This is a genomic window from Flavobacterium sp., assembly GCF_044357305.1.
Lineage (GTDB): Bacteria > Bacteroidota > Bacteroidia > Flavobacteriales > Flavobacteriaceae > Flavobacterium.
The window spans coordinates 14,736-40,057 of the sequence record NZ_JBIKPS010000001.1; the positions used below are offsets into that span (position 1 = coordinate 14,736).

A 25,322-nucleotide genomic window follows, 5' to 3' on the forward strand; every position below is an offset into this window, starting at 1 on the left:
CCGTTGTTTAATCTTTTATAATGGTAAACATACAAATTATTTTGAGTTTTTATAAAAAAACACCGAAATTCAGTTAGTTTTTTCTTTCATATTATTGAAAATTTCTTTAAATTTGGGTATAACTTAATACTATTTATTATGTCATTCTCCGATTTATTTAACAGCGAATTCAAAGCCCGAAACAAAGGTCATTTTTCTGCAATAGTGCGCGTTGCCACTGCCGATGGAAATTTGAGCAAGGAAGAAAAAGAATTTTTAGATAAACTTGCCTTACGATTAGAAATATTACCAGAAGAATATGCGGAAATTTTGGAAAACCCATTGAAATATCCAATTAACCCTCCTTATTCTTATGCACATCGATTGGAACGATTGTATGATTTATCTCGAATGGTTTATGTAGATCATATTTTGGGAGATAAACAAAAACAAATTCTAACTCGATTTGCATTAGCACTTGGTTTCACCCCAGGAAATGTGCATTATATTGTAGACAAAGCACTTTCTCTATTAGTTTTGGGAGTAGATTTAGATACTTTTACCTACGAGATGCAACACATGAATAAATAATAAACTAAAAAGGCTGTTTTCAACTCTTGAAAACAGCCTTTTTAATGTTTTTTTGACTCCTATTTAAATTCACTCATAAACTCTTCCGCTTTTTCCACCATATTATAACTTCCACAGAAAAAAGGAACTCTTTGGTGCAATTCGGTAGGTTCAATTTCCATAATTCTTGTATAGCCATCGCTTGCTTTTCCACCTGCTTGTTCGGCTATAAAAGCCATTGGATTACATTCGTATAATAAACGTAGTTTCCCTTTGGGTGCTTTAGAACTTGTAGGATAAATGTAAATCCCACCTTTAATCATGTTTCTATGAATATCCGAAACTAAACTACCAATATATCTTGAGGTATAAGGTCTATCTGCTTCTTCTAGTTGGCAATATTTCAAATAATTTTTCACACCTTGTGGAAAATGCACATAATTTCCTTCGTTAATAGAATAAATAGTACCATCTTTAGAAAACTGCATGTTAGGGTGCGAAAGGTAGAAAGTTCCAATTGCTGGATTTAATGTAAATCCGTTTACACCATGCCCTGTTGTATAAACCAACATGGTAGAAGTACCATAAATAACATATCCCGCTGCAACTTGATTAATTCCTTTTTGTAAAAAATCTTCCGAGCTAACAGGTGTTCCCACCGGAGTAACCCTTCTGAAAACTGAAAATATAGTTCCTACCGAAACATTTACATCAATATTAGACGATCCATCCAATGGATCCATCAAGACTACATATTTATTGTTATGGCTTTTGTCACTTCCGGCAACGGTAATAAAATCATCGTTTTCTTCCGATGCAATTCCGCACACAATTTCGCGATTGATCAATGTTTGAATAAAAACTTCATTGGCATAAACATCTAATTTTTGTTGGTCTTCGCCTTGAATGTTTTGTTCCCCAGCCGCTCCAACAATGTCAACTAATCCCGCTTTGTTTACTTTGTAGTTTACCACTTTGGCTGCAAGGCGAATGGAGTTAATAATCCGGGACAATTCCCCGGAAGAATACTGAAAGGCATTCTGATTTTCAATGATAAATTCTCCTAATGTTGTGTTTTTTGTTTCCATTGCGCAATCGAGGTAGTTAGAGGACAAATGTAACTTTTTTTCTGATTAATATGTAATAAAATTGCTTCGTATAAGAAGTATTTTAAGCAATTTTTTTTTATCTTTGAGATAATCAAATTCATAAAAAATGAGATCAAAAAAAACATTAACACTAATTTTAATTGCCTTTTTAATTTTTTCAAAAACTTCTGCACAAATAAACTTAGGGGAAAGAGCTCTAGGAGCATTACAAAATGGCATGGCAGCCTTTACCTTTAGTGATGAAGATGCGGCAAAATTGTCTAAAGAGGCAGTACGGAAATTAGATTCTACAAACGTAGTTGCAGGTCCAAAAGATGGCTATACCCTTAGATTGAATCGGGTATTTGGAAAACATATCGCTGAAAATGGCTTAAAATTAAACTACAAAGTGTATTTAACTAAAGATGTAAATGCATTTGCCACTGCCGATGGAAGTGTTCGGGTTTTTTCTGGTTTAATGGATATCATGGACGATAACGAATTGCTTGCGGTTATTGGACACGAAATTGGGCACGTTGCCAACCACGATTCAAGAGATGCCATGAAAGCTGCCTATAGAAAAGCAGCTCTAATTGATGCTGCAGCTTCGCAATCGGATAAAATTGCTAAATTAACGGATGGCCAATTAGGACAAATAGGAAGCGCAATAATTGACAGTAAATTTAGTAGAAAACAAGAGTCGGAAGCCGATACATTTTCCTATGAATTTATGAAACGTAATGGCTATAATGTAAATGCGGTAGCGTCTGCATTTTCTATTTTAGCAAAAATGAGTGAAGGCACACAATCCAATTTTTTAACCCAAATGGTAAGTTCACATCCTGAGCCAAAAAATAGAGCCGAAATTGCTAAAGGCAGAGCACAAGCAGATGGTTTATATAAACCGTATGTTGCTAAACCTATAAATAATAAAGCCACTACTACAAAGGTTCCTGCTAAAAAAGCAACGAAGAAAAAATAAATATTTTTTCAATAAATTAAAATCCCAAATTCCAATTTCTATTGGGATTTGGGATTTTTTTTTACATTTACATCTAATTAATAGAGCCCTAACAAAGACATGATAATACGAAAAGGAATTTCTAGCGACATGCCGTCGGTTTTAGAATTAATAAAAGAATTAGCCATATTTGAAAAAGAACCCGATGCTGTTGTAGTAACGGTAGACGATTTAGTTCGAGATGGATTTTCAGAAAATCCTTTATTCCACTGTTTTGTTGCCGAAGAAGATCAAGAATCAAGCGAAGGCAATCCATCGAAAAAAATAATTGGGATTGCCTTGTATTACTACCGCTATTCTACCTGGAAAGGAAAAACCATCCACCTAGAAGATCTAATTGTAAAAGAAGACAAACGAGGGACCGGAGCAGGCATGGCACTATATCGCGAAGTCATCCGCCAAGGAAAACGCGATAAAGTACGAAGAATAGAATGGGCAGTTCTCGATTGGAACACTCCTGCTATTCATTTTTATCAAAAAACAGGCGCTAACGTTTTAACCGATTGGCATGTGGTTCAAATGGATGAGCAAGGCATTGACACATTTTTAAAATCAAATATTTAACAATTACATTTGTTTTTAATAGCTTTGGAAATTATTTGGAATTTGTTATTTAATTATTGGAATTTTTAAAAGTATGAGAATTTTTAAATTTGGAGGAGCTTCTGTAAAAGATGCCGATGGGATAAAAAATGTATTGGATGTTTTACAAAAAGTAGGTCATGAAGACGTACTTGTAGTAATCTCTGCAATGGGAAAAACAACCAATGCTTTGGAAATTGTAATTAAAAACTACTTCGAAAAATCAAGTGCTTTTCATGCCTCTTTACAAGAAGTCAGAAAATACCACAACCAAATTTTATTGGATTTATTTGACAACGAAGAACACGACGTATTTTTTGCTGTAAATAGTCATTTTGCCGATTTAGAATATTTTTTACGCAGCAACAAATCACCCAACTATAATTTCGTTTACGACCAAGTGATAAGTTACGGAGAAATTGTTTCTACGGCTATTGTAAGTCATTATTTCAACGAAAAAGGATTGAAAAATAATTGGATTGATGTTAGAAATTTCATCAAAACCGATACAAACTATCGCGATGCAGAGGTAAATTGGGAGCAAACCCAAAAATTAATTTCTAAAGGTATTAAGAAAAAAACCTTGAACATCACCCAAGGATTCTTAGGGTCGGATGAGAATAACTTCACCACCACTTTAGGTAGAGAAGGATCCGATTATACCGCTGCAATTTTTGCTTATTGCCTAAGTGCCGAAAGTGTCACCATTTGGAAAGACGTTCCCGGCGTGATGAATGCCGACCCAAGATATTTTGAAAATGCGGTTTTGTTAAACCAAATTTCCTATCGTGAAGCAATTGAATTGGCTTTTTACGGCGCTTCGGTGATCCACCCAAAAACCTTACAACCTTTACAGAAAAAGGAAATTCCGTTATATGTGAAGTCCTTTATAAATCCTTTACTTTCGGGAACTAGCGTTTCTAAAGGAGAAGATTTAGAACCAAAAACTTCTTGTTTTATAGTAAAGAAAAACCAATTGTTACTTTCCTTATCTTCTATAGATTTCTCTTTTATTATGGAAGAAAACATCAGTGAGATTTTTGCTTTGTTCCACCAATTCAAAATGAAAGTGAGTTTAATTCAAAATTCGGCTATTAGTTTTTCGGTTTGCATGGAAGATAAATTTGGGGATTTTAATGATTTGAAAGGTATTCTTTCTAAAAAATTCAAAGTGGCTTACAATGAAAATGTCTCGCTATACACCATCCGACATTTTACTAAAGAAGCAGCCGAAATGGTGGAGAAAGACAAAGTTGTTTTGTTGAAACAAATATCTAGAGAAACCATGCAAGTGGTTACTAAGGAGTAGAATATTTTTAGCCTACTGGAACAATTCATGTTAAAATAAAAATCAAATGAGAAAAATTAGTAAATTTGTGTAATAAATTTTTAGCACCATGACAACCATTGCTTTACGAAAATATTTAGTTTCCAAAATTAATCTTGTAGAAGATGATTTGATATTAGAAAAAATCAAAAAAATCATTGAAAAAAAAGAAAAAGTATATGAACTTTCTGAAGAACAACTAAAGAGTATAGAAATTTCTGAAAAACAGATTTTAATGGGCGAATATTTTGACCAAGAACAAATGGACGAAAAATTTGAACAATGGTTAAAAAGAAAATAATTTGGACAAAAAGAGCTCATTCTGAATTGTATGAAACATTAGATTATTATACCAACAGAAATAAAAGTAGGATTTATAGTACAAAACTCTATAAAGAAATTCAACAAAAATTAAGGAAATTAGATTTTTCTATCGCATTACCAAAGAAAACAAGTAAGCCAAATATTTTTTATTTTACATATAAACATGTTTCTGTGTTTTTTTCATTTCAAGAAAACACTATTTTTGTGAAAGCACTTTCTGACGATAGAAGAAATCCAAAAAGTTTTGAATTAATTTTGCGTAATTTGGAATAATTATACTAACTACTTTCATGTTGTAAAACTCAAATTAAATTAGAATATGCCTAAATTATTTTGAGTATACTTTTCGGTACTTAATAAACTAACTAAGGCGGCACCAAGACAGCTGATTTCTTATAATTCAGAAACTTAAAATTAAGCAACCTACACAGATGTTCTATGAAATTTTTTCCAATTATAAATACTACTTTTGACATTTACGAGTTATCTTAATTATGTTGAAAAATAGTTTTTTAGGATTGTTGTTATTCTGTTTTTCGGGCATTTTTGCTCAGGAAATAGAAACGCCCTACAAAAACAAAAAAATTGCCTATTCCAAAGACACTATTGCTATTGATAATGTCAGTATCAACCACTCTTTTTTTAAAATCCTTGACCAACAAGGGAATCCAGTGGATACTTCCTTTTATAAAATGGATTTCCAAAAGGCAAAATTGGTTTTCAAAAATAATTATATTGCCAAAGATTCACTAACAATTAGGTATTTGAAATTCCCGGAATTCCTAACCAAAACTTACTCTATTTATGATGATGCCCGAGTGATTTCTAATGAAGCGGGTAATTTATACGCATTAAAAAGAGAGAACATTAAACCCTTCAAACCTTTTGATGGGCTGAATACTTCCGGCAGTATCACTCGTGGAATTACCGTTGGAAATAATCAAAATTCTACACTAAACTCCAACCTCGATTTACAAATAACCGGTAGAATATCCAATAAGGTTTCGCTTCGTGCTTCTATTCAAGACACGAATATCCCTTTGCAAAGTGGCGGCTATTCGCAGAAAATAGATGAATTCGATCAAATTTTTATCGAATTGTATTCCGATAAATGGAACATTCGTGCGGGAGATTTATTTTTAGAAAACAGACAATCGAAGTTTTTAAATTTTAACAAAAAAGTACAAGGATTATCCACCCATTTCACTTTTGGAACTCCCGAAAATAAAACTGAAATATTTGCATCGGCTGCATTGGTTCGTGGCCAATATGCTAAAAGTAGTTTCACAGGAAAAGAAGGAAACCAAGGACCTTATAAATTAAAAGGCAACAATGGCGAGTTGTATGTGTTGGTGATTTCAGGTTCGGAACGAGTATATGTAAACGGAATCCTACTAAAACGAGGCGAAAACAACGACTATGTAATCGATTATAATGCTGGCGAAATCAAATTTACTTCCTTGTTTCCCATCACTTCCGAAATGCGAATTGTAATAGAATACCAATATTCCGAAAGAAATTATACTCGTTTTGTAACTTATACAGGAGCAACCCACGAAGAAGGAAAATGGAGTATTGGTGGTTTTTTATATTCAGAAAATGATGTAAAAAACCAACCCTTGCAACAAAACCTTTCCACAGATCAAGTGGCTATTTTAAAAAATGCTGGAGACGATGCTTCTTTAATGGTTGCGCCTTCTGCCTATTTAGATAGTTATTCAGAAAATAAAATTTTGTATAAAAAAGTAACCCTAGGAAGTGTGGAGATTTTTCAATATTCGAATGTTTCTACCGATGTTTTATATAATGTAAAATTCACTTTGGTAGGGAATAATTTAGGAAATTATATTTTATCCAATAGCGCTGCCGTGGGAAAAATCTACGAATACATAGCACCAATTGGTGGAATTCCGCAAGGAAATTACGAACCAATAACTAAATTAGTAGCACCAACCAAATTACAAATTGCCACCTTTTTAGGGAAATTCAATCCGTCCGAAAAATCCAGTTTCGATTTTGAATTGGGCGTAAGCAACAACGACTTGAATTTATTTTCCAATCTGGACGATTCTAATAATAAAGGAATTGCCACCAAATTGAACGGAAAACAACGTTTGTATTCGGGGAAATTTCTTTTGGATGCTTTTGCAAATTACCAATTAATTCAAAGCAATTTCAAAACAATTGAACGCTTGTTTACCATAGAATTCAATCGCGATTGGAACATAAGCAATCCATCGGGAAATCAAAGTTTGTTAGTTTCGGGTTTGAATTTTGATTTTAAAGAAAAGGGAACCATTAAATACCAATTAGAAAAACTAGATTTCACCAATAGTTTTTCAGGAACACGCCACGTAATTCAGGCGAATATTATACAAAAAGCTTTTGTAGTAACCGAAAAAGGAAGTTACCTAAAAAGTTCGGGGGAAATATCCAATTCTACTTTTGCAAGAAATCAAACCTTGGCAAAATACCATTTTAGAAAAAATTGGATTGGTGCTAGTTTTCGCGCAGAAGACAACCAAGAAAAACTGGTTGCAACCAATAATTTTAGTATTTTAAGTCAAAAATATTTTGAGATTGGGAGTTTTATAGGTCGAGGAGATAGTTTGAAAGTTTTTACCGAGCTGGGCTATTTGCATCGCAATAACGACAGTGTGCAAAGTGGTGTCTTGAAACGCGTTAACACCTCAAACTCCTATTATATAAAGTCGAAATTAATACAAAATCAAAAAACCAATCTATCGGCTTTTGTGAATTACAGACGATTGACGTTTACCGATCCCGCCAAGCCAACAGAGCCTTCGTTGAATTCTAGAATTTTATACAACGATAATTTTTACAATCAAATTGTGCAAATTACCTCGGCTTATGAAACGGTTTCGGGCACCATTGCACAACAAGAATTTACCTATTTGCAAGTCAATCCTGGGCAGGGAGTTTATATGTGGAATGATTATAACGGCAACGGAATACAGGAATTACAGGAGTTTGAGGTAGCACCATTTCCGGATCAAGCCAAATACATTCGGGTGTTTTTGCCCAATCAAATATTTATGAAAACGCATCAAAATAAATTTTCGCAATCCATAACATTATCGCCATCGCAGTGGATGAATGAGAAAGGATTTCTAAAAATGCTTTCTCATTTTTACAATCAAACTTCCTTTTCGATGGATCGAAAAATCCTTCGAAATTCGGATAATTTCAACCTCAATCCGTTCTCGACTAGTGTAGAAAATTTATTGGGATTGAATACCAATTTCCGAAATAGTTTATTCTACAACCGCGGAAAACAAGACCATTCGGTTACTTACACTTTTTTAAATAGCCATGTTAAAAGTTTGCTATCTATAGGATCGCAAGAAAATTCGTCGCAATCCAACCAATTGCAATATGCTCATTTGTATAAAAAAAGTTGGTTGTTTAATTTGGATACTTCGCTTGCCAAATCGAATAGCATTTCGGATAATTATGCTTCTAGAAATTTTGAATTGAATAATTATTCGGTGGCGCCAAAAATTTCTTATTTATTTTCGAGTAATAAAAGTTTGTCTTTTATATATGAATTCAAAAACAAAGCAAACACCATTAACGATCAGGAAACTTTAAAACAACAACGATTGGGAATTTCCTTTACCTATTCGGGAGAAAAGAAAATCACCTTAAACGGAGAATTCTCGTTATATAATAATGCCTTTATTGGAAACCAACTTTCTCCAGTTGCATTTCAAATGTTAGAAGGATTACAAGCAGGAAAAAACACCACTTGGCGTTTGCTTTTACAGAAAAACCTTACACAATATTTAGACATTAATATTAATTATCAAGGGAGAAAATCAGACACTAGCCAAATAATTCATACTGGAAATGTGCAATTAAGAGCCTTTTTTTAATAACTGTTTTATTAATAAAAAAAATTTATCTATTTATTTATCAGTTATTTAAATAATAAAAATCGTGTATTTCTCTTTATAAATTACCTAATTCACTTCTTGGTTATTTTATGTTCACAACAAATAATAGTTCCATTATCCTAAAATAAAAATAGTTCTTGAATTGATTTTTGTAAAAATATATTTACTAATTTTAAGTATAATTTTAACAAAAAACCTTATGAAAAAATTAATTTTATTGTGTTTAGTTTTTGTTTTTTCTAACACATTTTATGCACAAGACGCTAAAACAAAAACAAAAAAAGCAAAAGCAACCACCGAAAAAGTGGTGAAAGAAAAAAAGGAAAAAGTAGCAAAAGTTAAAGACAAAGCTACTAAAGCAAAAAAAGACGCTGATAAGGAAGCTAAAAAAGCAGAAAAAGAGGCGAAAACTAAAGCCAAAAAAGAAGCAAAAGGAGCAAAATCTTCTGCCGTCACGGATGCTGAAAAAGAAGCTAAAAAACAAGCGGCTAATGAAAAAAGAAAGGCAACTATAGCTGCAAAAAAAGCTGCTGCAGATAAAGAAACGACTCCAAAAACTGCAAAAGAGGCCAAAACCAAAGCAACTAAAAAAGTAAAAGAAAAAGCTAGTGCAGTAGAAAAAGAAACCAACGAGAAAGCACCAAAAGTTGCGGATAAAGTAACAGGTGAATATAATGGTCATAAAGTATTTACAGGACCAAAAGGGGGTAAATATTATATAAATAAAAATGGCAACAAAACCTATATTGATAGGGACGCTGCAAAATAAACTACTTACACAATTTTTGATTAAAAATCACGATTATTTCGTGATTTTTTTGTTTATTTTTTTGTTGAAATATTTTATTATAAATTTTCTGAAATAAATCTTTAACCCCTTATTTTTATGGGTATTGACTTTTATAATAAAGCATAAAAAACTGTTAAACAACATTTTAAATCAAACCTTACGGGATGCCTTGAAATATAAGCATTGTTAAAAACTATAGCCGATTGTGAATAAGTTTGACTTTCTTTTTTGGTTAAATTTGACAACCTTTGTGACAGCTGAAATAAGTAATAAAATCTTTTAAAAAACCCAAATTATGTCTTTCATTGAACCAATTCTTAAAGAAAATAAAGATCGCTTTGTAATTTTTCCAATTAAGCATCAAGATATTTGGGAGTGGTATAAGAAACAAGAAGCATGTATTTGGACTGCTGAGGAAATTGATTTACATACCGATTTAAACGATTGGAACAACAAGTTAAGTGAAGATGAAAAATATTTCATCAAACACATACTTGCTTTTTTTGCAGCTTCCGATGGAATTGTAAATGAAAATCTTGCGGAAAATTTTGTAAGCGAAGTTCAATATCCAGAAGCTAAGTTTTTCTACGGATTTCAATTGATGATGGAAAACATTCACAGCGAGACCTACTCCTTATTAATCGATACTTACGTAAAAGACGAAGCTGAAAAAGACGAATTATTTCATGCTTTAGATAATTTTCCAGCAATTAAAGAAAAAGCCGACTGGGCTTTAAAATGGATTGAATCCGATTCTTTTGCCGAAAGACTTATTGCATTTGCAGCCGTGGAAGGAATTTTCTTTTCTGGTTCTTTTTGCTCTATTTTTTGGTTAAAAAAACGTGGATTGATGCCTGGATTGACATTTTCTAACGAACTTATTTCTCGTGACGAAGGTTTGCATTGTGATTTTGCAGTACACTTACACAACCACCATTTGGTAAACAAAGTGCCAAAAGCAAGAATTACCGAAATCATTACCAATGCTTTAGATATTGAAAGAAAATTCATCACCGAATCGCTTCCAGCAAGTTTGATAGGAATGAATGCCGTATTGATGACCCAATATTTAGAATTTGTTACCGATAGATTATTGGTAGAATTAGGTTGCGATAGAGTCTACAACTCTTCTAATCCGTTTGATTTTATGGACATGATTTCGCTTCAAGGGAAAACCAATTTCTTTGAAAAACGCGTTGCCGAATACCAAAAAGCAGGCGTTATGAATTCGGATTCGGAATCTAGTAAAATTAGTTTCGACGCTGATTTTTAATTAAACCATTAAGAAATTTAAGTTTCCTAAAGGCTCAATTTTATTAACACTCTTAATGTTTAAAAAATTACCAAGCCATTGGTTTGGGTTAGCCCAGATTGCAGTGGAAATCCTTTTATTTTTTTTCTTTAAAAAAATAAAAGATTGCAACGGAAAGCTGGAATAGCTCCAAAAAAAAGAGAAAATGAATCAATAATGAGATTGCTTCGTTCCTCGCAAAGACTAACAAATAACCCGAAATAGCGAAGGGATTTTCTATTTCACAAAAAACAAAACTTATGTACGTAGTAAAAAGAGACGGCCACAAAGAGCCAGTAATGTTTGACAAAATCACCGATAGAATTAAAAAACTATGCTATGGTTTAAATGATTTGGTAGATGCCGTTAAAGTAGCAATGCGAGTAATTGAAGGGCTTTATGACGGAGTTACCACATCGGAATTAGATAATTTAGCCGCAGAAACTGCTGCTTCCATGACTATTTCACATCCAGATTATGCACAATTGGCTGCGAGAATTGCAATCTCTAATTTACATAAAAACACCAACAAATCGTTTTCGGAAACGATGAACGAAATGTATTTTTATGTAAATCCTAGAACAAACCAAAAAGCGCCATTACTTTCGGAAGAAGTACATAACGTAATTCAAGAAAATGCAGAATTTTTAAATTCTCATATTATATACAACCGTGATTTTAACTACGATTATTTTGGTTTCAAAACTCTAGAACGTTCGTATTTGTTAAAAATAAATGGTAAAATTGTAGAGAGACCACAACACATGTTGATGCGTGTTTCAGTTGGAATTCACATGAACGATTTAGAATCGGTAATTGAAACTTACGATTTAATGTCGAAGAAATTCTTCACCCACGCTACTCCTACTCTATTCAATGCAGGAACTCCAAAACCACAAATGTCTTCTTGTTTCTTATTAACGATGAAAGACGACAGTATTGATGGAATTTATGATACGTTAAAACAAACGGCAAAAATTTCACAATCGGCAGGAGGAATTGGATTAGCAATTCACAATGTTCGTGCAACTGGCTCTTACATTCGTGGAACTAACGGAACTTCGAATGGTATTGTACCAATGCTACGTGTTTTTAACGACACTGCTCGTTATGTAGATCAAGGTGGTGGTAAAAGAAAAGGAAGTTTTGCAATTTATTTGGAAACTTGGCATGCCGATATTTTTGACTTTTTGGATCTAAAAAAGAATACCGGAAAAGAAGAAATGCGTGCTAGAGATTTATTCTTTGCCATGTGGACTTCCGATTTATTCATGAAACGAGTGGAAGAAGACACCACTTGGACTTTAATGTGTCCTAACGAATGTCCTGGCTTGGATAATGTTTACGGAGAAGAATTTGAAAATTTATACCATTCGTATGAAGCACAAGGAAAAGGAAGAAAAACAGTTAAAGCACGGGAACTTTGGGAGAAAATCCTAGAATCGCAAATTGAAACTGGAACACCTTATATGTTGTATAAAGATGCAGCAAATAGAAAATCGAACCAAAAGAATTTGGGAACTATTCGTTCGTCAAACTTGTGTACCGAAATTATGGAATACACTTCAGAAGACGAAGTGGCAGTTTGTAATTTGGCATCTATTTCGTTGCCAATGTTTGTGGAAAACGGAAAATTCAACCACGAATTGTTATTCAATGTAACCAAACGAGTTACTAGAAATTTAAATAAAGTTATTGACCGGAATTACTATCCAGTAGTTGAGGCCGAAAACTCTAACATGCGCCACCGTCCAGTTGGATTAGGCGTTCAAGGATTAGCAGATGCATTTATTATGATGCGTTTGCCTTTCACAAGCGATGAAGCGAAAGAAGTAAATCAAGAGATTTTTGAAACTTTATATTTTGCTGCTGTAACGGCATCCATGGAAATGGCAAAAGAAGAAGGACCCTATTCTAGTTACGAAGGTTCTCCAATTTCTAAAGGAGAATTCCAACACAACCTTTGGAATATTAAAGACGAAGAACTTTCTGGAAGATGGGATTGGGCTAGTTTGAGAAAAGAAGTATTGCAACATGGTGTAAGAAACTCTTTATTGGTTGCTCCTATGCCAACCGCTTCTACTTCGCAAATACTTGGAAACAACGAAGCATTTGAACCATACACTTCTAATATTTATACTAGAAGAGTTTTATCTGGGGAATTTATTGTAGTAAACAAACATTTGTTGCACGATTTAGTAGAACGCGGTTTGTGGAATGAAACTTTGAAACAAGAATTGATGCGTAAAAACGGATCGGTTCAAGATTTAGATATTCCAGAAGACTTGAAAGAATTATACAAAACCGTTTGGGAGATGTCTATGAAAGACATCATCGACATGAGTCGTCAAAGAGGGTATTTTATTGATCAATCGCAATCGTTGAACTTGTTTATGCAAGATGCCAATTATGCGAAATTGACTTCGATGCACTTCTATGCATGGAAAAGCGGATTGAAAACGGGAATGTATTATTTAAGAACTAAATCGGCTGTAGATGCTATTAAGTTTACTTTAAATAATGATAAAAAAGCAGAACCAACTCCACAAGCAGAACCAGTAGCATTAGAAGTTATTGCTCCAAACGAAACAGGTGAAATGACTGCAGAAGACTTTAGAGCAATGGTAGAATTAGCACGAAATGCTGGCCCGGATGATTGTGAAATGTGTGGGTCATAAATAGTAATTAGGATAAAGAGAATAGAATATAGAAACAGCTGTCAATTGATGGCTGTTTTTTTATAAAATTTTATAAATTTGTAACTCACATAAAATATTTCCATATGGATATTGCTTTAGAAAAACAAAATATTCTTCATTGGATTCAGAATTTGAAAGACAAGAAAATTATTGAAAAGCTTCTTGATTTAAAAGAGGAAAACGAATCATCTAATTTTGAAAACAAATTAATTCAAAAAGGATTAGAAGATGTTTTGCAAGGAAATACTAGTTCTCATGAAGAAGTGAAAAAAAGATTTGAAACCAAGTTTGCAAAATAATAAAAATTATTTGGACAAAATTTTCTGAGATTTCATTGTTAGAAATTGTTGATTATATTGAAGTTGATTTTGGGGTTTTAGTTGCTGAAAAATACTATTGGGAAGTATTAGAAACTATTAATGCAATTGAAATCAATCCGGAATTATTTCCAATTTATCAAAACCCTACAAATACAAGAAAGGCTGTCATCAATAAAAAAACAATTCTATATTATAAAATCGTAGAAAACAATATTATATTACTTGCATTTTATGATGTGAGAAAAGGAACACATAAAATATAACAGTCATCAATACGATGGCTGTTTTGTTTTTTAATTATCTTTGAAATCAAATTAAAACACAATGGCAAAAGAAAAAGGGGTTTACACCGGAATTATCGAAATAGACGAAAACGGAAATTATTTTTGTGGAGAATATTTATTGGATTACCAATATACCGTGGCAAGTTTTAAACTTGGAGATGAGATCAATCTTAAAACGGTGATAGCAAATCCGAGCGATAAAAGTTACAACCAATACCCAAAGAAATCTAAAAATTTCTTTTTGGCTAACGACAAGCAATAAAAAGATTTTAATATTTATTTGCTAAATAATATCTAATATTTGAAATTTAATATCTAATATTTAATGATGCACTGGGAACAATTATTATCTTTAAAACGCCAAGGCGACAAAGGCAAACGTCTTAGGATAGAACAAGACGACACCCGATTGGGGTTTGAAGTAGATTACGACCGTATTATTTTCTCTGCAGCTTTTAGAAGTCTGCAAGATAAAACACAAGTCATTCCGCTTTCTAAAACCGACTTTGTACATACTCGATTGACACACAGTTTAGAGGTTTCGGTTGTTGGACGTTCTATAGGGAGATTAGTAGGTAAAAAAATAATTGAAAAATACCCCCATCTACAAGAAATTCATGGCTATCAAGCTAACGATTTTGGAGCCATTGTTGCTGCGGCAGCATTATCACACGATATTGGAAATCCTCCGTTTGGACACTCAGGAGAAAAAGCAATTGGCGAATATTTTTCTATTGGAAATGGACTGCAATACAAAAACCAACTAACCCCTAAAGAATGGCAAGATTTAATTGATTTTGAAGGAAACGCCAACGGTTTTTCGGTTTTAACTAGCTCCCGTCCTGGAATTGAGGGTAGCATCCGTTTGACGTATGCCGTACTTGGGGCTTATATGAAATATCCGAAAGAAAGTTTGCCTAAAAAACCAACTCCGAATATTGCTGATAAAAAATACGGTTTCTTTCAAACCGACAAAGAATTCTTTCAAGAAGTTGCAGATGAATTGGGTCTGATACGTAATAAAACGGGGAATGACATTGGATATGAAAGACATCCCCTTGCTTATTTAGTGGAAGCTGCCGATGATATTTGTTATACCATAATCGATTTTGAAGACGGTATTAATCTAGGTTTGGTATCCGAGGATTTTGCTTTAGAATATTTGATAAAATTAGTAAAAGACACTATTGACACTTCTAAATATAAAACGCTAACAACCAAAGAAGATAGAATAAGTTATTTACGCGCTCTGGCTATTGGAAATTTAATTAACGATGCAGTTCGAGTGTTTGTTGAGAATGAAGAAGCCATCTTAAAAGGAGAGTTTCCGTATGCTTTGATGGATAAAAGTAAATACAAAGCGCAAATTGATGACATCATTCAACTAAGTGTAAAGAAAATCTATCAAAGTCGTGAGGTGATAGAAAAAGAACTTTCGGGTTACCAGATAATAAACAATTTATTAGATAAGTTTAGTACTGCTTATAATAATGATTTTGAAGGAAAAGCAACCAATTACGATACTTTATTACTCAAAATTTTACCCGAAAAACATTTAATAAAAAAAGAAAGTACTTACGAAAGATTGTTACACATTTGTCATTTTGTTTCGATGCTAACCGATGGAAAAGCAGTTCTCTATAATAAAATTGTTACTGCATAAAAAATGTTAAATTTTTGAATATAAAAAAAGCGACTTAAATATTTAAGTCGCTTTTTTTATATTCAAAATTCTGTTTTAGGGCTATTCTAACAATAGTTTCATTATACTTTCCACATCTATCCCACATATTTTTTGAAGTTCTTCCACCGTTCCGTGTTCTACAAACACATCAGGAATTCCGAGAACTTTAATAGGTGTAGCATAATTATTTTCGGCAGCAAATTCAATAATTGCACTTCCAAAACCTCCCTTAATTACACCATCTTCTATGGTGATAATAGTTTCAAAAGTAGCAAAAATTTCATGTAAAAGACTTTCGTCTAATGGTTTTACAAATCCAAAATCATAATGCGCTATAGCATCCGAATTGGAAATTTCATTCAAAGCCAAAGTCACATTGTTGCCAATAAATCCCGTAGATAAAACTGCAGTTTTAGTACCTTCTTTAAGTTCGTGTCCTTTACCAATTTTAATAGTTTGGAATTTGGAATTTAAAACTTGAAATTTAGAACTTAGGTATTTCCCCCTTCCTCGAGGATATCGAATAGCAATAGGATGTTCCAATCCCAACGATGCGGAATAAAGTATATTTCTTAAATCAATTTCATCTTTTGGCGCATAGATAATCAGGTTTGGAATACATCGCAAATAAGCCAAATCAAAAACACCATGATGGGTCGCGCCATCTTCACCAACCAATCCTGCACGATCCAAGCAAAAAATAATAGGCAAATTTTGCAATGCTACATCGTGAATAATCTGGTCGTAGGCACGTTGTAAAAAAGTAGAATAAATATTGCAAAATACCACCATGCCTTGTGTTGCCATGCCAGCAGAAAGCGTCACCGCATGCTGCTCAGCGATTCCCACATCAAAAGCCCTGTCAGGAAAAGAATCCATCATAAATTTTAATGAACTACCACTAGGCATTGCTGGGGTAATCCCAATAATTTTCGGATTATTGGTAGCCAATTCCACTAAAGTTAACCCAAAAACATCTTGAAATTTTAAAGGCAAATTCTCTTCCGATTTAGGATGAATTTCGCCAGTAGTTTTGTCAAATTTCCCAGGAGCATGGTACTTTACTTGGTCGTCTTCGGCTTGTTGTAAGCCTTTCCCTTTGGTGGTTATTATATGGAGAAATTTTGGTCCTTTTACTTTTTTTAATCGTTCTAATTCCGAAAGCAACTTAGGTAAATCATGCCCGTCAATAGGTCCCGAATAATCAAAATTCAGCGACTTAATCATGTTATTTTGCTTCGGATTTTTCCCTTCTTTTACTGAAGTCAAGTACTGTTTCAAAGCCCCAACACTCGGATCAATTCCAATAGCGTTATCATTCAAAATCACCAACAAATTGGCATCGGTCACTCCAGCATGATTCAATCCTTCAAATGCCATGCCGCTTGCAATGGATGCATCCCCAATAACGGCAATATGCTGTTTATCTTCCCCCTTCAATTGTGATGCAATCGCCATCCCTAAAGCCGCAGAAATAGAAGTCGAAGAATGTCCCACGCCAAAAGTATCATAAACACTTTCACCCCGTTTTGGAAAACCCGAAATCCCACCAAGTTGTCTATTCGTGTGGAATTTATCTTTCCGTTCGGTTAAAATTTTATGTCCATAAGCCTGATGGCCTACATCCCAAACCAATAAATCTTCGGGAGTATTAAACACATAATGTAAGGCAATAGTTAATTCTACAACGCCAAGGCTAGCGCCAAGATGTCCTTCTTTTACCGAAACTACATCAATAATAAAATCCCGCAATTCTTTCGCCAATTGTGGCAACTGCGAAGGTTCCAATTTTCTTAAATCGGTTGGATTGTTGATGTTTTCTAGAAGGTTGCTTTTCATTAGAATTAAAAAAGCAAAGTTAAGGTTTTGATATTACTTTCACTATTCCTTTTTTGTAATAGAATCTTTTTTGGGAGGTAATGATATTCCCAATACATGTTTTTCTTTAATTGTATCTTTTGGAATATAAACCGTATCACCAACAAGTTTATTTTCCTTAGTAGCAGAAGTATCCTCAACTACCGAAACTTCACCCAAAGTGGCATCGTTATGATTTTTGCAACTAAAGAGTGTGCTGCCCATCACTATAAAAAGTGTCAACAAAAAAGCCTTGTGGAATGACATTTGTCGCTGTAAAATACTTTGTGGAATTGAAATGTCAAACCTGCCAACTTGTTCATTCTTAAATCTCCCACAAATTTTTTGCCCTTGATTTTGACTGAAATAATTTTGAATTTCTTCTGAATTTTTATTTGTAAAATCAACAACTCCTTTGGTACAAACACTACAAAATCTTCCTGTTTCTTCAGGGGTCATGGCATTCCAATCTTCATGACAAGGTTTTGGAATGGTTATTTTAAACTTGTCTTCCATAAAAATAAAGTATTCGGGTTTAAAAATAACGATAATTATTTCAAAATCGTATATTTAGTTTATTTTCACTAGGTATGATTTTTGTGTAATTTCGTATATTTGTAATTCAAAAATCCTTGACTATGACAACTTTCACTATAAAAATTAACGAGCGCACTAAAGCAGGAAAAGCCTTTAGAGCAATGGCAGAAACGTTTTTTAAAGATGCAAATGGCATAGAAATTACCGAAAACCCAATTCTAAAAGAAGACGAAATTTACAATCCTGAATTTGTAAAAATGATATTAGAACGTGCAGAAGGAATAAATAACCCTGAAAAACGTAAAAATTGGACCACTGTAAATCCTAAAGATATATGGGGAAGTATATTGTAGTTTTTGAACCATCCGCAGAAATTGAAATTAAAATCCATTTAAAATCCGGCAACAAAGCAATTCTGAAAAAACTAGAAAAATTAATTGCCGAACTTTCTGAAACTCCTTATTCGGGCATTGGAAATCCTGAAGCCTTAAAACACAAATTATCCGGATTTTGGTCCAGACGCCTTAGCCCAAAAGACCGACTTATATATAAAGTAGAAGAAAATATTGTTACTGTATTTGTAATCGCTGCCTTAGGTCATTATTCCGATAAATAACTTCAAAACCCCTAAATGGAAAACATTTTCACCGACGAATACTTCATGAAAAAGGCTTTACAAGAAGCAGAAATGGCTTTTGATAAAGAGGAAATCCCCGTTGGTGCTATCATTGTCATTGACAACAAAATAATTGCCAGAAGCCATAATTTAACCGAGTTACTACACGATGTCACCGCACATGCCGAAATGCAATCCATCACCGCAGCAGCCAATTTTCTTGGCGGTAAATATTTAAAAGACTGCACTTTATACGTCACTTTAGAGCCTTGCCAGATGTGTGCCGGCGCTTTATATTGGAGTCAAATTTCCAAAATTGTTTTTGGAGCCCGCGACGAACAACGTGGTTTTTTAACTCTCGGAACCAAACTACATCCCAAAACCCAAGTAAAACAAGGCGTTTTAGCCCAAGAAAGTGCCGATTTAATGAAGCGTTTTTTTGCTAAAAAAAGAAATTAAAATATTTTTACGATTTTGTTTTTGTATATCAAAAATGTATAACTTTACTAAGAATTTCCCAAATTAAATTTAAAAAGAAAAACACCTGTTTATTCATTTTTTAAAATATAATTTATGTAGTTAAATATTTTGAAGCAAATGGCTTGGGCACTCTTTCCCACCATTTTCCTGCTGTACGCTTCAATCTCGCCAAGAAAAATGGCGAGGATTTCCGCTGCCATCAGGGCTAGATACAATCTTATTTTTATAAAAAACCTATTTTAAATTTACCGAAAAATGAAAACCACCAAAAGCATCCTTATTTTGCTTGCAATCTTTGTATTGCATTCTTGTTCCAAAAAATCGGCAAACGATTTTGATTCCAATTTTTCATTGTATAAAGATTATATCTCGAGTTTCTCCTCCGGATACGTTCCTGTTAAATCCGATTTCCGAGTACAACTGGCCTTCAACAAAAGCGATTGGAAACCCAATCAAGAACTTGACGACGATTTATTCGACATTTCTCCTAGCGTAAGCGGAAAAGTGGTAGCGTTATCCAGCAATACCATTGCTTTTATTCCAAAAGACAAGTTGGAACAAAACACCTTGTATCAAATTACGTTGCACCTCTCTAAAATCACCAATAAAGTTCCTAAAGAATTATCCGATTTTAATTTTTCGGTGAAAACCATAAAGCAAGATTTTATTGTAAATACCTTAGATTTACAATCTTACGATAAAGACACTTATTATCTAAACGGAACTATTAAAACTGCCGATAATTTAAGTTTTGAAGAGGCTCAAAAACTGCTTGAAGTAACTCAAAACGGAGACGATTTAAAAGTGACTTTCGATAAGGCAACAAGTACCGCAACCGAATTCAAATTCACCATCGATAAAATAAAACGATTTGATGATGATAGCGAAATAGTAATCGCTTGGGATGGCGATGATGCCGATATCGACCAAAAAGGAGAAGTGAAATTCCCAATTCCTGGGAAAAACCAATTCAAAGTTTTAGACATTAAAATTGGCGACGAAAACAACCAATCGTTGTTAATTAATTTTTCAGATCCCTTAAAAAGAGACCAAGATTTTAAAGGATTGATTGCTATTGAAAATACTAAAAATTTGAAATTTGCCACAATGGGTAACGTTTTAAAAGTATTCTTTAGCAACGAAGCAAAAAATTCCGAAGTAGATAAAGGAACTACCAAAGCCATTGCGGTTGGCGCGGTTGTCGACTCCACAGCCGTTGCTGCTGACAGTGCTGCTGTGGCAGTAGACGATGTTTCGGATGCGGTTGCCGTACCTACAGAAGATGCATCTGCTTTAGAGCAAGCCTTCTCGGGAAGCAAATTAGTAGAAGTTTTTCAAGGAATTGAAAATGATTATGGGTATAAAATGAAAAATACTTATTCTGAAAAAATAGTATTTGAACAAATAAAACCCGGAGTACGTTTAGTGAAAAGTGGAACGATTATGCCAAGTTCCAACAATTTAAAACTGAATTTTGAAGTGGCCAATTTGAATGCAGTAGATGTTAAAGTGTATAAAATTTACAAAAACAACATCCTGCAATTCCTTCAAGACAACGAATTAAATGGCACGCGAAATCTAAGACAAGTAAGTCAGGCCATTGCCAAATCGACTATAGAATTAAAGCAAAACAACTTGCTCAATTACAGCAAATGGAATACCTATGCCTTAGATCTTTCTAAAATTATCAAGCCAGAACCTGGTGCAATCTATCGCGTAGAATTCTCCTATAAAAAGAAATATTCTTTATATAAATGTACTTCCACAACATCCGAAACCGAAAATACAACCGACGAAGACGAGGAAGAAGTAGATGAAAACGACGTGAATTATAGTGGTGAGAATTACGATTATTACTACGAAGAAGATTACGATTATCGAGAAAGCCAAGACCCTTGCAGCGATTACTATTTTAGCAATACCCGAATTGGAACCAATATCCTAGCGTCTGATTTAGGAGTAATTGCTAAAAGAGGCACCGACAAATCAGTAGTGGTAGCCGTGAGTGACATTGTATCTACCAATCCGATTTCGGGTGCCAAAGTAACTTTATACAACTACCAACAACAAAAAATTGCCGATTCCAGCACCGATGGCGATGGAATGGCTTCTTTTCAATTAGAAAAAATCGCCTACTTCGCAATTGTAACCAAAGGCGATCAAAGCACTTATGTGAAATTGGACGATGAACTTTCATTATCTGTAAGTAATTTTGATGTTTCTGGAGAAACCTTGCAGAAAGGTATAAAAGGTTATTTGTATGGAGAACGTGGCGTTTGGCGTCCTGGTGATACTTTGTTTTTATCTTTTATATTAAATGATAATGCCAATAAATTACCTGCCAATCATCCTATAAAATTAAAATTAAACGACCCTAGCGGAAAAACGGTTTACCAATCGGTTCAAAAACTGAACGAATTGAACCATTACAAATTTGTAGTCCCAACCCAATCAAGCGCTCCAACAGGAAGTTGGGAAGCAGTAGCAAGTGTTGGTGGTGCTCGTTTTTACAAAAACATCAAAATTGAAACTATTAAACCTAATAGGTTAAAAATAAAAAATAGTTTCAATGATGCCCTACTTTCTGCAAGCAAAAATAACGTCAACAACATTCAAGTGTTGTGGCTTCATGGTGCTGTAGCAAAGGATTTAAAAACCGAAGTTCAAGCAAAATTTTCGCAGCAAGTAACCACCTTTAAAGGATTTGACAAATATGTTTTTGATGATCCAACAAGAACCTTTTCTTCCGAGGAAATTAATATTTTTTCTGGAAAAGTGGATGCAAATGGTCGGGCTTCTATTCCGATTAAACCAACTTTATTAGGTCAAGCGCCAGGAATGTTGAAAGCGGCTTTTATTACCAAAGTATACGAACAAGGTGGCGATGTGAGCACCGATGTAGCCTCTACTTCTTACTCGCCCTACCTAACTTATGTTGGGGTTAAGGCTCCTGAACCGAACCGTTATGGCATGTTGGAAACCAGTAAAAATAACCGTTTTGATATTGTAACGGTGAATGAAAATGGGAAACCAAAATCAGTTCCAAATTTGGATGTCCGCATTTACAAATTAGAATCTCGCTGGTGGTGGGATGCGTCCAACGCTAATTTGTCGAATTACAGTTCGTCCAATTCTACTATTGCTTATCGAAATTATAAAATTTCCACCGATTCTTCTGGAAAAGGAAGTGTTTCTTTTGCCGTACCTCAAGAAGATTGGGGGAATTATTTAATTCGAGTTTCCGACCCAACCGATGGTCATGCAACAGGAACTAGAGTTTTTATTGACATGCCATATTGGTCCGATCGATCTAAAAACGGAAGTGGAAAAGAAGCGACTATGCTTCGCTTTTCAACAGATAAAACTAAATACGCAGTTGGAGAAACCGCTAAAATATTCTTCCCATCCAGTGAAGGTGGAAGGGCTTTAATTTCTATCGAAAACGGAACGAAAGTAGTGAAGACCCTTTGGGCAAAAACCAAAAAAGGTGAAACTTCAGTTGAATTGCCAATCACTGGAGAAATGGCACCAAACGTCTACATTAATCTTACTCTTTTACAACCACATGCTTCTACTAAAAACGATTCTCCTATTAGAATGTACGGAATCGTTCCAATAGAGGTTGTAGATAAAAACACCGTTTTGGAACCGCAAATTTCCATGCCAAACGTACTTCGACCAGAACAAAAAGTTAATGTAAAAGTTTCCGAGAAAAACGGGAAAGCAATGACGTATACCATTGCAGTGGTAGATGATGGTTTGTTGGATTTAACCCGTTTTAAAACTCCAAATGCTTGGGATAGTTTCTATACTCGGGAGGCTTTAGGAGTGCGAACTTGGGATATTTACGACGAAGTAATTGGTGCCTATGGCGGAAAAGTAAATCAGGTTTTCTCCATTGGTGGCGATGCCGATTTGGGCGGAGGTAAAGCCAAAAAAGCCAATCGTTTCAAACCGGTTGTAATGTATTTCGGTCCATTCGAATTAGGGAAAGGAGCTACTAAAACCCACTTAATTAAACTTCCAAAATACATTGGATCCGTTCGAACTATGGTGGTGGCAGCCAATAAAGAAAAAAGTGCTTATGGGATGGCCGAAAAAACCACGCTAGTAAAAAGTCCGTTGATGGTATTGGCTTCGTTACCAAGAAAAATTTCTCCGTCCGAAAAAGTAACCATTCCAGTAACGCTTTTTGCAACCGAGAAAAACATTAAAAATGTAACCCTTCAAATAAAAACAAAAAGTGCTGTTAGAGTGGTTGGAAGTAAATCACAAATAGTGAAATTTACGGAACCTGATGAAAAAATGGCGTATTTCAACCTTGAAGTGGGAAGTGCAACGGGTTTAGGGAAAATTCAAATTATTGCAACTTCGGGCAAAGAAAAATCGGTTTATGATGTGGAAATTGATGTCACAAATCCGAATCCTGTAACCACCACATATACCGATATTGTAATAAATCCGAACAGTTCCAAAGCAATATCGTGGAAATTATTTGGGGTAACTGGAAGCAACACTGCTAAAATGGAAGTTTCTTCCGTTCCAACGGTGGATTTCAGCCGACGATTGGATTATTTAATTCAATACCCACATGGATGTGTGGAACAAACTACGTCTTCCGTTTTCCCTCAATTGTATTTGAATGATGTGATGGATTTAGATGCTACTTACAAACAACGAATTCAGAAAAATGTAACTGCTGGAATTCAAAAATTAGGTAATTTTCAAGTTGCCAACGGCGGATTTTCCTATTGGCCGGGGAATGCCGATGCCGACGATTGGGGAACATCGTATGCAGGACATTTCTTAATTGAGGCCGAGAAAAAAGGCTATGTGTTGCCAATTAGTTTCAAAAATAAATGGATTTCCTACCAACAAAAAATGGCGAAACAATGGCGCTATGAAAAACAATACGGCAATGATTTTGCGCAAGCCTATCGCTTATATACCTTAGCTTTAGCAGGTTCAGCCGATTTAGCATCGATGAATAGACTCCGCGAAACAGTTGGAATTTCTAACGAAAGTAAATTGCGTTTGGCTGCTGCTTATGCTATCATCAAACAAAATTCCGCAGGATTAGCCTTATTGAGCAAATCTATAATTGACGAACAAAACGAAGATGGATACTACTATTATTATGGTTCCAACGAAAGAAACCGAGCCATGGCTTTAGAAACTTTGATTCTTTTAGGTCAAAAACAAAAAGCATTTACAATGGCGACAAAACTGGCGAAAAGTCTGTCTAGCAACGAATGGATGAGTACACAAACTACCGCTTACGGGTTGTATGCCATGTCGAAATTTGCTCAAAGTAATGGTAGCAAAGGTGTTTCCATTCAATATACCAATGGCGGAAAAGTGCAAGTAATCAACACCAATAAAACTGTTGCACAACGCAATTTGGTTCTAGTTTCTGGAACCAATTCGGTTACAATCAAAAACAATAAAAACAATACCTTATTTGTTCGTGTCTTGAATAGTGGCATTCTTCCTGTTGGAAAAGAGAACGTGGTGCAAAATAACGTAACAGCAAATGTAGTTTTCAAAGACCGAAAAGGAACCGCAATCACCGTTACCAAAATCGCACAAGGAACCGAATTTATTGCAGAAGTAACCTTGACCAATCGCAAAAATGAGCGAGTAGAGAACATAGCGCTTTCGCAAATTCTACCTTCTGGATTCGAAATTGTAAATACGCGTTACACCGATTATGGCGATGCTACCAATAACGTTGCCGACTATATTGATATTCGGGATGATCGTGCCAATTACTATTTTAGTTTGCGTGCCAGTGAAACTCGAACGTTCAAAATCTTGCTTAACGCATCTTATTTAGGCAAATATTACTTACCTGGATTGCAATGTGAAGCCATGTACGACCATGAATTCTTAGCCAGAACTAAGGGACAATGGGTGGAAGTGGTGAAGTAACTAATATTTCTAACTCTCTAACTCT

General features: G+C 34.4%; 21 protein-coding genes. 18 read left to right on the forward strand and 3 right to left on the reverse strand.

The genetic code is table 11. The features are described from left to right. Positions 1–138: 138 nt before the first annotated feature. Complete coding sequence (locus ACIQ2J_RS00085) at positions 139–570, forward strand: TerB family tellurite resistance protein (RefSeq protein ID WP_396165213.1); 432 nt, start codon at positions 139–141, stop codon at positions 568–570. 59 nt (positions 571–629) lie between these two features. Here the strand turns inward: ACIQ2J_RS00085 and fbp are convergent, their stop codons facing one another. After that, a complete protein-coding gene (fbp, locus tag ACIQ2J_RS00090; RefSeq protein ID WP_396165216.1) occupies positions 630–1,637 on the reverse strand; it encodes a class 1 fructose-bisphosphatase in 1,008 nt (335 codons plus the stop codon). A 127-nt stretch (positions 1,638–1,764) separates the two neighbouring features. Between fbp and ACIQ2J_RS00095 the strand changes: the two genes are divergently transcribed. The 13 genes from ACIQ2J_RS00095 to dgt all read left to right on the forward strand — a co-directional run bounded on the left by ACIQ2J_RS00095 (position 1,765) and on the right by dgt (position 15,855). Then, positions 1,765–2,619 carry a M48 family metalloprotease gene (locus tag ACIQ2J_RS00095; RefSeq protein WP_396165219.1) on the forward strand — a complete coding sequence of 285 codons (855 nt, stop codon included), beginning with the start codon at positions 1,765–1,767 and terminating at the stop codon, positions 2,617–2,619. A 99-nt stretch (positions 2,620–2,718) separates the two neighbouring features. Further along, positions 2,719–3,222 carry a GNAT family N-acetyltransferase gene (locus tag ACIQ2J_RS00100; RefSeq protein ID WP_396165221.1) on the forward strand — a complete coding sequence of 168 codons (504 nt, stop codon included), beginning with the start codon at positions 2,719–2,721 and terminating at the stop codon, positions 3,220–3,222. 73 nt (positions 3,223–3,295) lie between these two features. Beyond that, positions 3,296–4,549, forward strand: a complete 1,254-nt coding sequence (locus tag ACIQ2J_RS00105) for an aspartate kinase (RefSeq protein WP_396165224.1) — start codon at positions 3,296–3,298, stop codon at positions 4,547–4,549. An 88-nt stretch (positions 4,550–4,637) separates the two neighbouring features. Further along, positions 4,638–4,868 (forward strand): hypothetical protein, encoded by a 231-nt coding sequence (locus ACIQ2J_RS00110; RefSeq protein WP_396165226.1) that lies wholly within the window; start codon positions 4,638–4,640, stop codon positions 4,866–4,868. Further along, complete coding sequence (locus ACIQ2J_RS00115) at positions 4,850–5,164, forward strand: hypothetical protein (RefSeq protein ID WP_396165228.1); 315 nt, start codon at positions 4,850–4,852, stop codon at positions 5,162–5,164. Before ACIQ2J_RS00110 ends, ACIQ2J_RS00115 begins: the two co-directional genes overlap by 19 nt. A gap of 221 nt (positions 5,165–5,385) precedes the next feature. Then, entirely contained in the window at positions 5,386–8,787 is a 3,402-nt protein-coding gene (locus ACIQ2J_RS00120; protein ID WP_396165230.1) for a hypothetical protein, read from the forward strand. Between the two features lie 220 nt (positions 8,788–9,007). Further along, on the forward strand, positions 9,008–9,577 hold the full coding sequence (locus tag ACIQ2J_RS00125) for a hypothetical protein (protein ID WP_396165233.1): 570 nt from the start codon (positions 9,008–9,010) through the stop codon (positions 9,575–9,577). A 316-nt stretch (positions 9,578–9,893) separates the two neighbouring features. Further along, positions 9,894–10,871, forward strand: coding sequence for a ribonucleotide-diphosphate reductase subunit beta (locus ACIQ2J_RS00130; protein WP_396165235.1), 978 nt, complete (start codon positions 9,894–9,896; stop codon positions 10,869–10,871). Positions 10,872–11,149: 278 nt separating this feature from the next. Continuing rightward, positions 11,150–13,567 carry a ribonucleoside-diphosphate reductase subunit alpha gene (locus ACIQ2J_RS00135; protein WP_396165239.1) on the forward strand — a complete coding sequence of 806 codons (2,418 nt, stop codon included), beginning with the start codon at positions 11,150–11,152 and terminating at the stop codon, positions 13,565–13,567. Positions 13,568–13,671: 104 nt separating this feature from the next. Beyond that, positions 13,672–13,887 (forward strand): hypothetical protein, encoded by a 216-nt coding sequence (locus tag ACIQ2J_RS00140; protein ID WP_396165242.1) that lies wholly within the window; start codon positions 13,672–13,674, stop codon positions 13,885–13,887. Between the two features lie 35 nt (positions 13,888–13,922). After that, entirely contained in the window at positions 13,923–14,171 is a 249-nt protein-coding gene (locus tag ACIQ2J_RS00145) for a type II toxin-antitoxin system RelE/ParE family toxin (protein ID WP_396165244.1), read from the forward strand. Between the two features lie 61 nt (positions 14,172–14,232). Further along, a complete protein-coding gene (locus tag ACIQ2J_RS00150) occupies positions 14,233–14,454 on the forward strand; it encodes a hypothetical protein (protein WP_396165247.1) in 222 nt (73 codons plus the stop codon). A gap of 66 nt (positions 14,455–14,520) precedes the next feature. Next, on the forward strand, positions 14,521–15,855 hold the full coding sequence (dgt, locus tag ACIQ2J_RS00155) for a dGTP triphosphohydrolase (RefSeq protein ID WP_396166011.1): 1,335 nt from the start codon (positions 14,521–14,523) through the stop codon (positions 15,853–15,855). Between the two features lie 81 nt (positions 15,856–15,936). On the opposite strand, the gene ACIQ2J_RS00160 is transcribed toward dgt, so the two are convergent. After that, the gene (locus ACIQ2J_RS00160; RefSeq protein ID WP_396165249.1) at positions 15,937–17,715 is read right to left on the reverse strand and encodes a 1-deoxy-D-xylulose-5-phosphate synthase; all 1,779 of its coding nucleotides are present in this window, start codon (positions 17,713–17,715) and stop codon (positions 15,937–15,939) included. A 42-nt stretch (positions 17,716–17,757) separates the two neighbouring features. Next, positions 17,758–18,249: a hypothetical protein gene (locus tag ACIQ2J_RS00165; RefSeq protein ID WP_396165252.1), complete on the reverse strand. Its 492-nt coding sequence runs from the start codon at positions 18,247–18,249 to the stop codon at positions 17,758–17,760. A gap of 122 nt (positions 18,250–18,371) precedes the next feature. Here ACIQ2J_RS00165 and ACIQ2J_RS00170 point away from each other — a divergent pair, with 122 nt between their 5' ends. From ACIQ2J_RS00170 to ACIQ2J_RS00185, 4 genes are all read left to right on the forward strand, one after another. Beyond that, positions 18,372–18,623 carry a DUF2683 family protein gene (locus ACIQ2J_RS00170; RefSeq protein ID WP_396165255.1) on the forward strand — a complete coding sequence of 84 codons (252 nt, stop codon included), beginning with the start codon at positions 18,372–18,374 and terminating at the stop codon, positions 18,621–18,623. Beyond that, entirely contained in the window at positions 18,605–18,886 is a 282-nt protein-coding gene (locus tag ACIQ2J_RS00175) for a Txe/YoeB family addiction module toxin (RefSeq protein ID WP_396165257.1), read from the forward strand. The genes ACIQ2J_RS00170 and ACIQ2J_RS00175 overlap by 19 nt, the downstream gene beginning before the upstream one ends. A gap of 15 nt (positions 18,887–18,901) precedes the next feature. Continuing rightward, a complete protein-coding gene (locus ACIQ2J_RS00180; RefSeq protein WP_396165259.1) occupies positions 18,902–19,345 on the forward strand; it encodes a nucleoside deaminase in 444 nt (147 codons plus the stop codon). Positions 19,346–19,621: 276 nt separating this feature from the next. Further along, entirely contained in the window at positions 19,622–25,297 is a 5,676-nt protein-coding gene (locus ACIQ2J_RS00185) for an alpha-2-macroglobulin family protein (RefSeq protein WP_396165261.1), read from the forward strand. Positions 25,298–25,322: the final 25 nt, after the last annotated feature.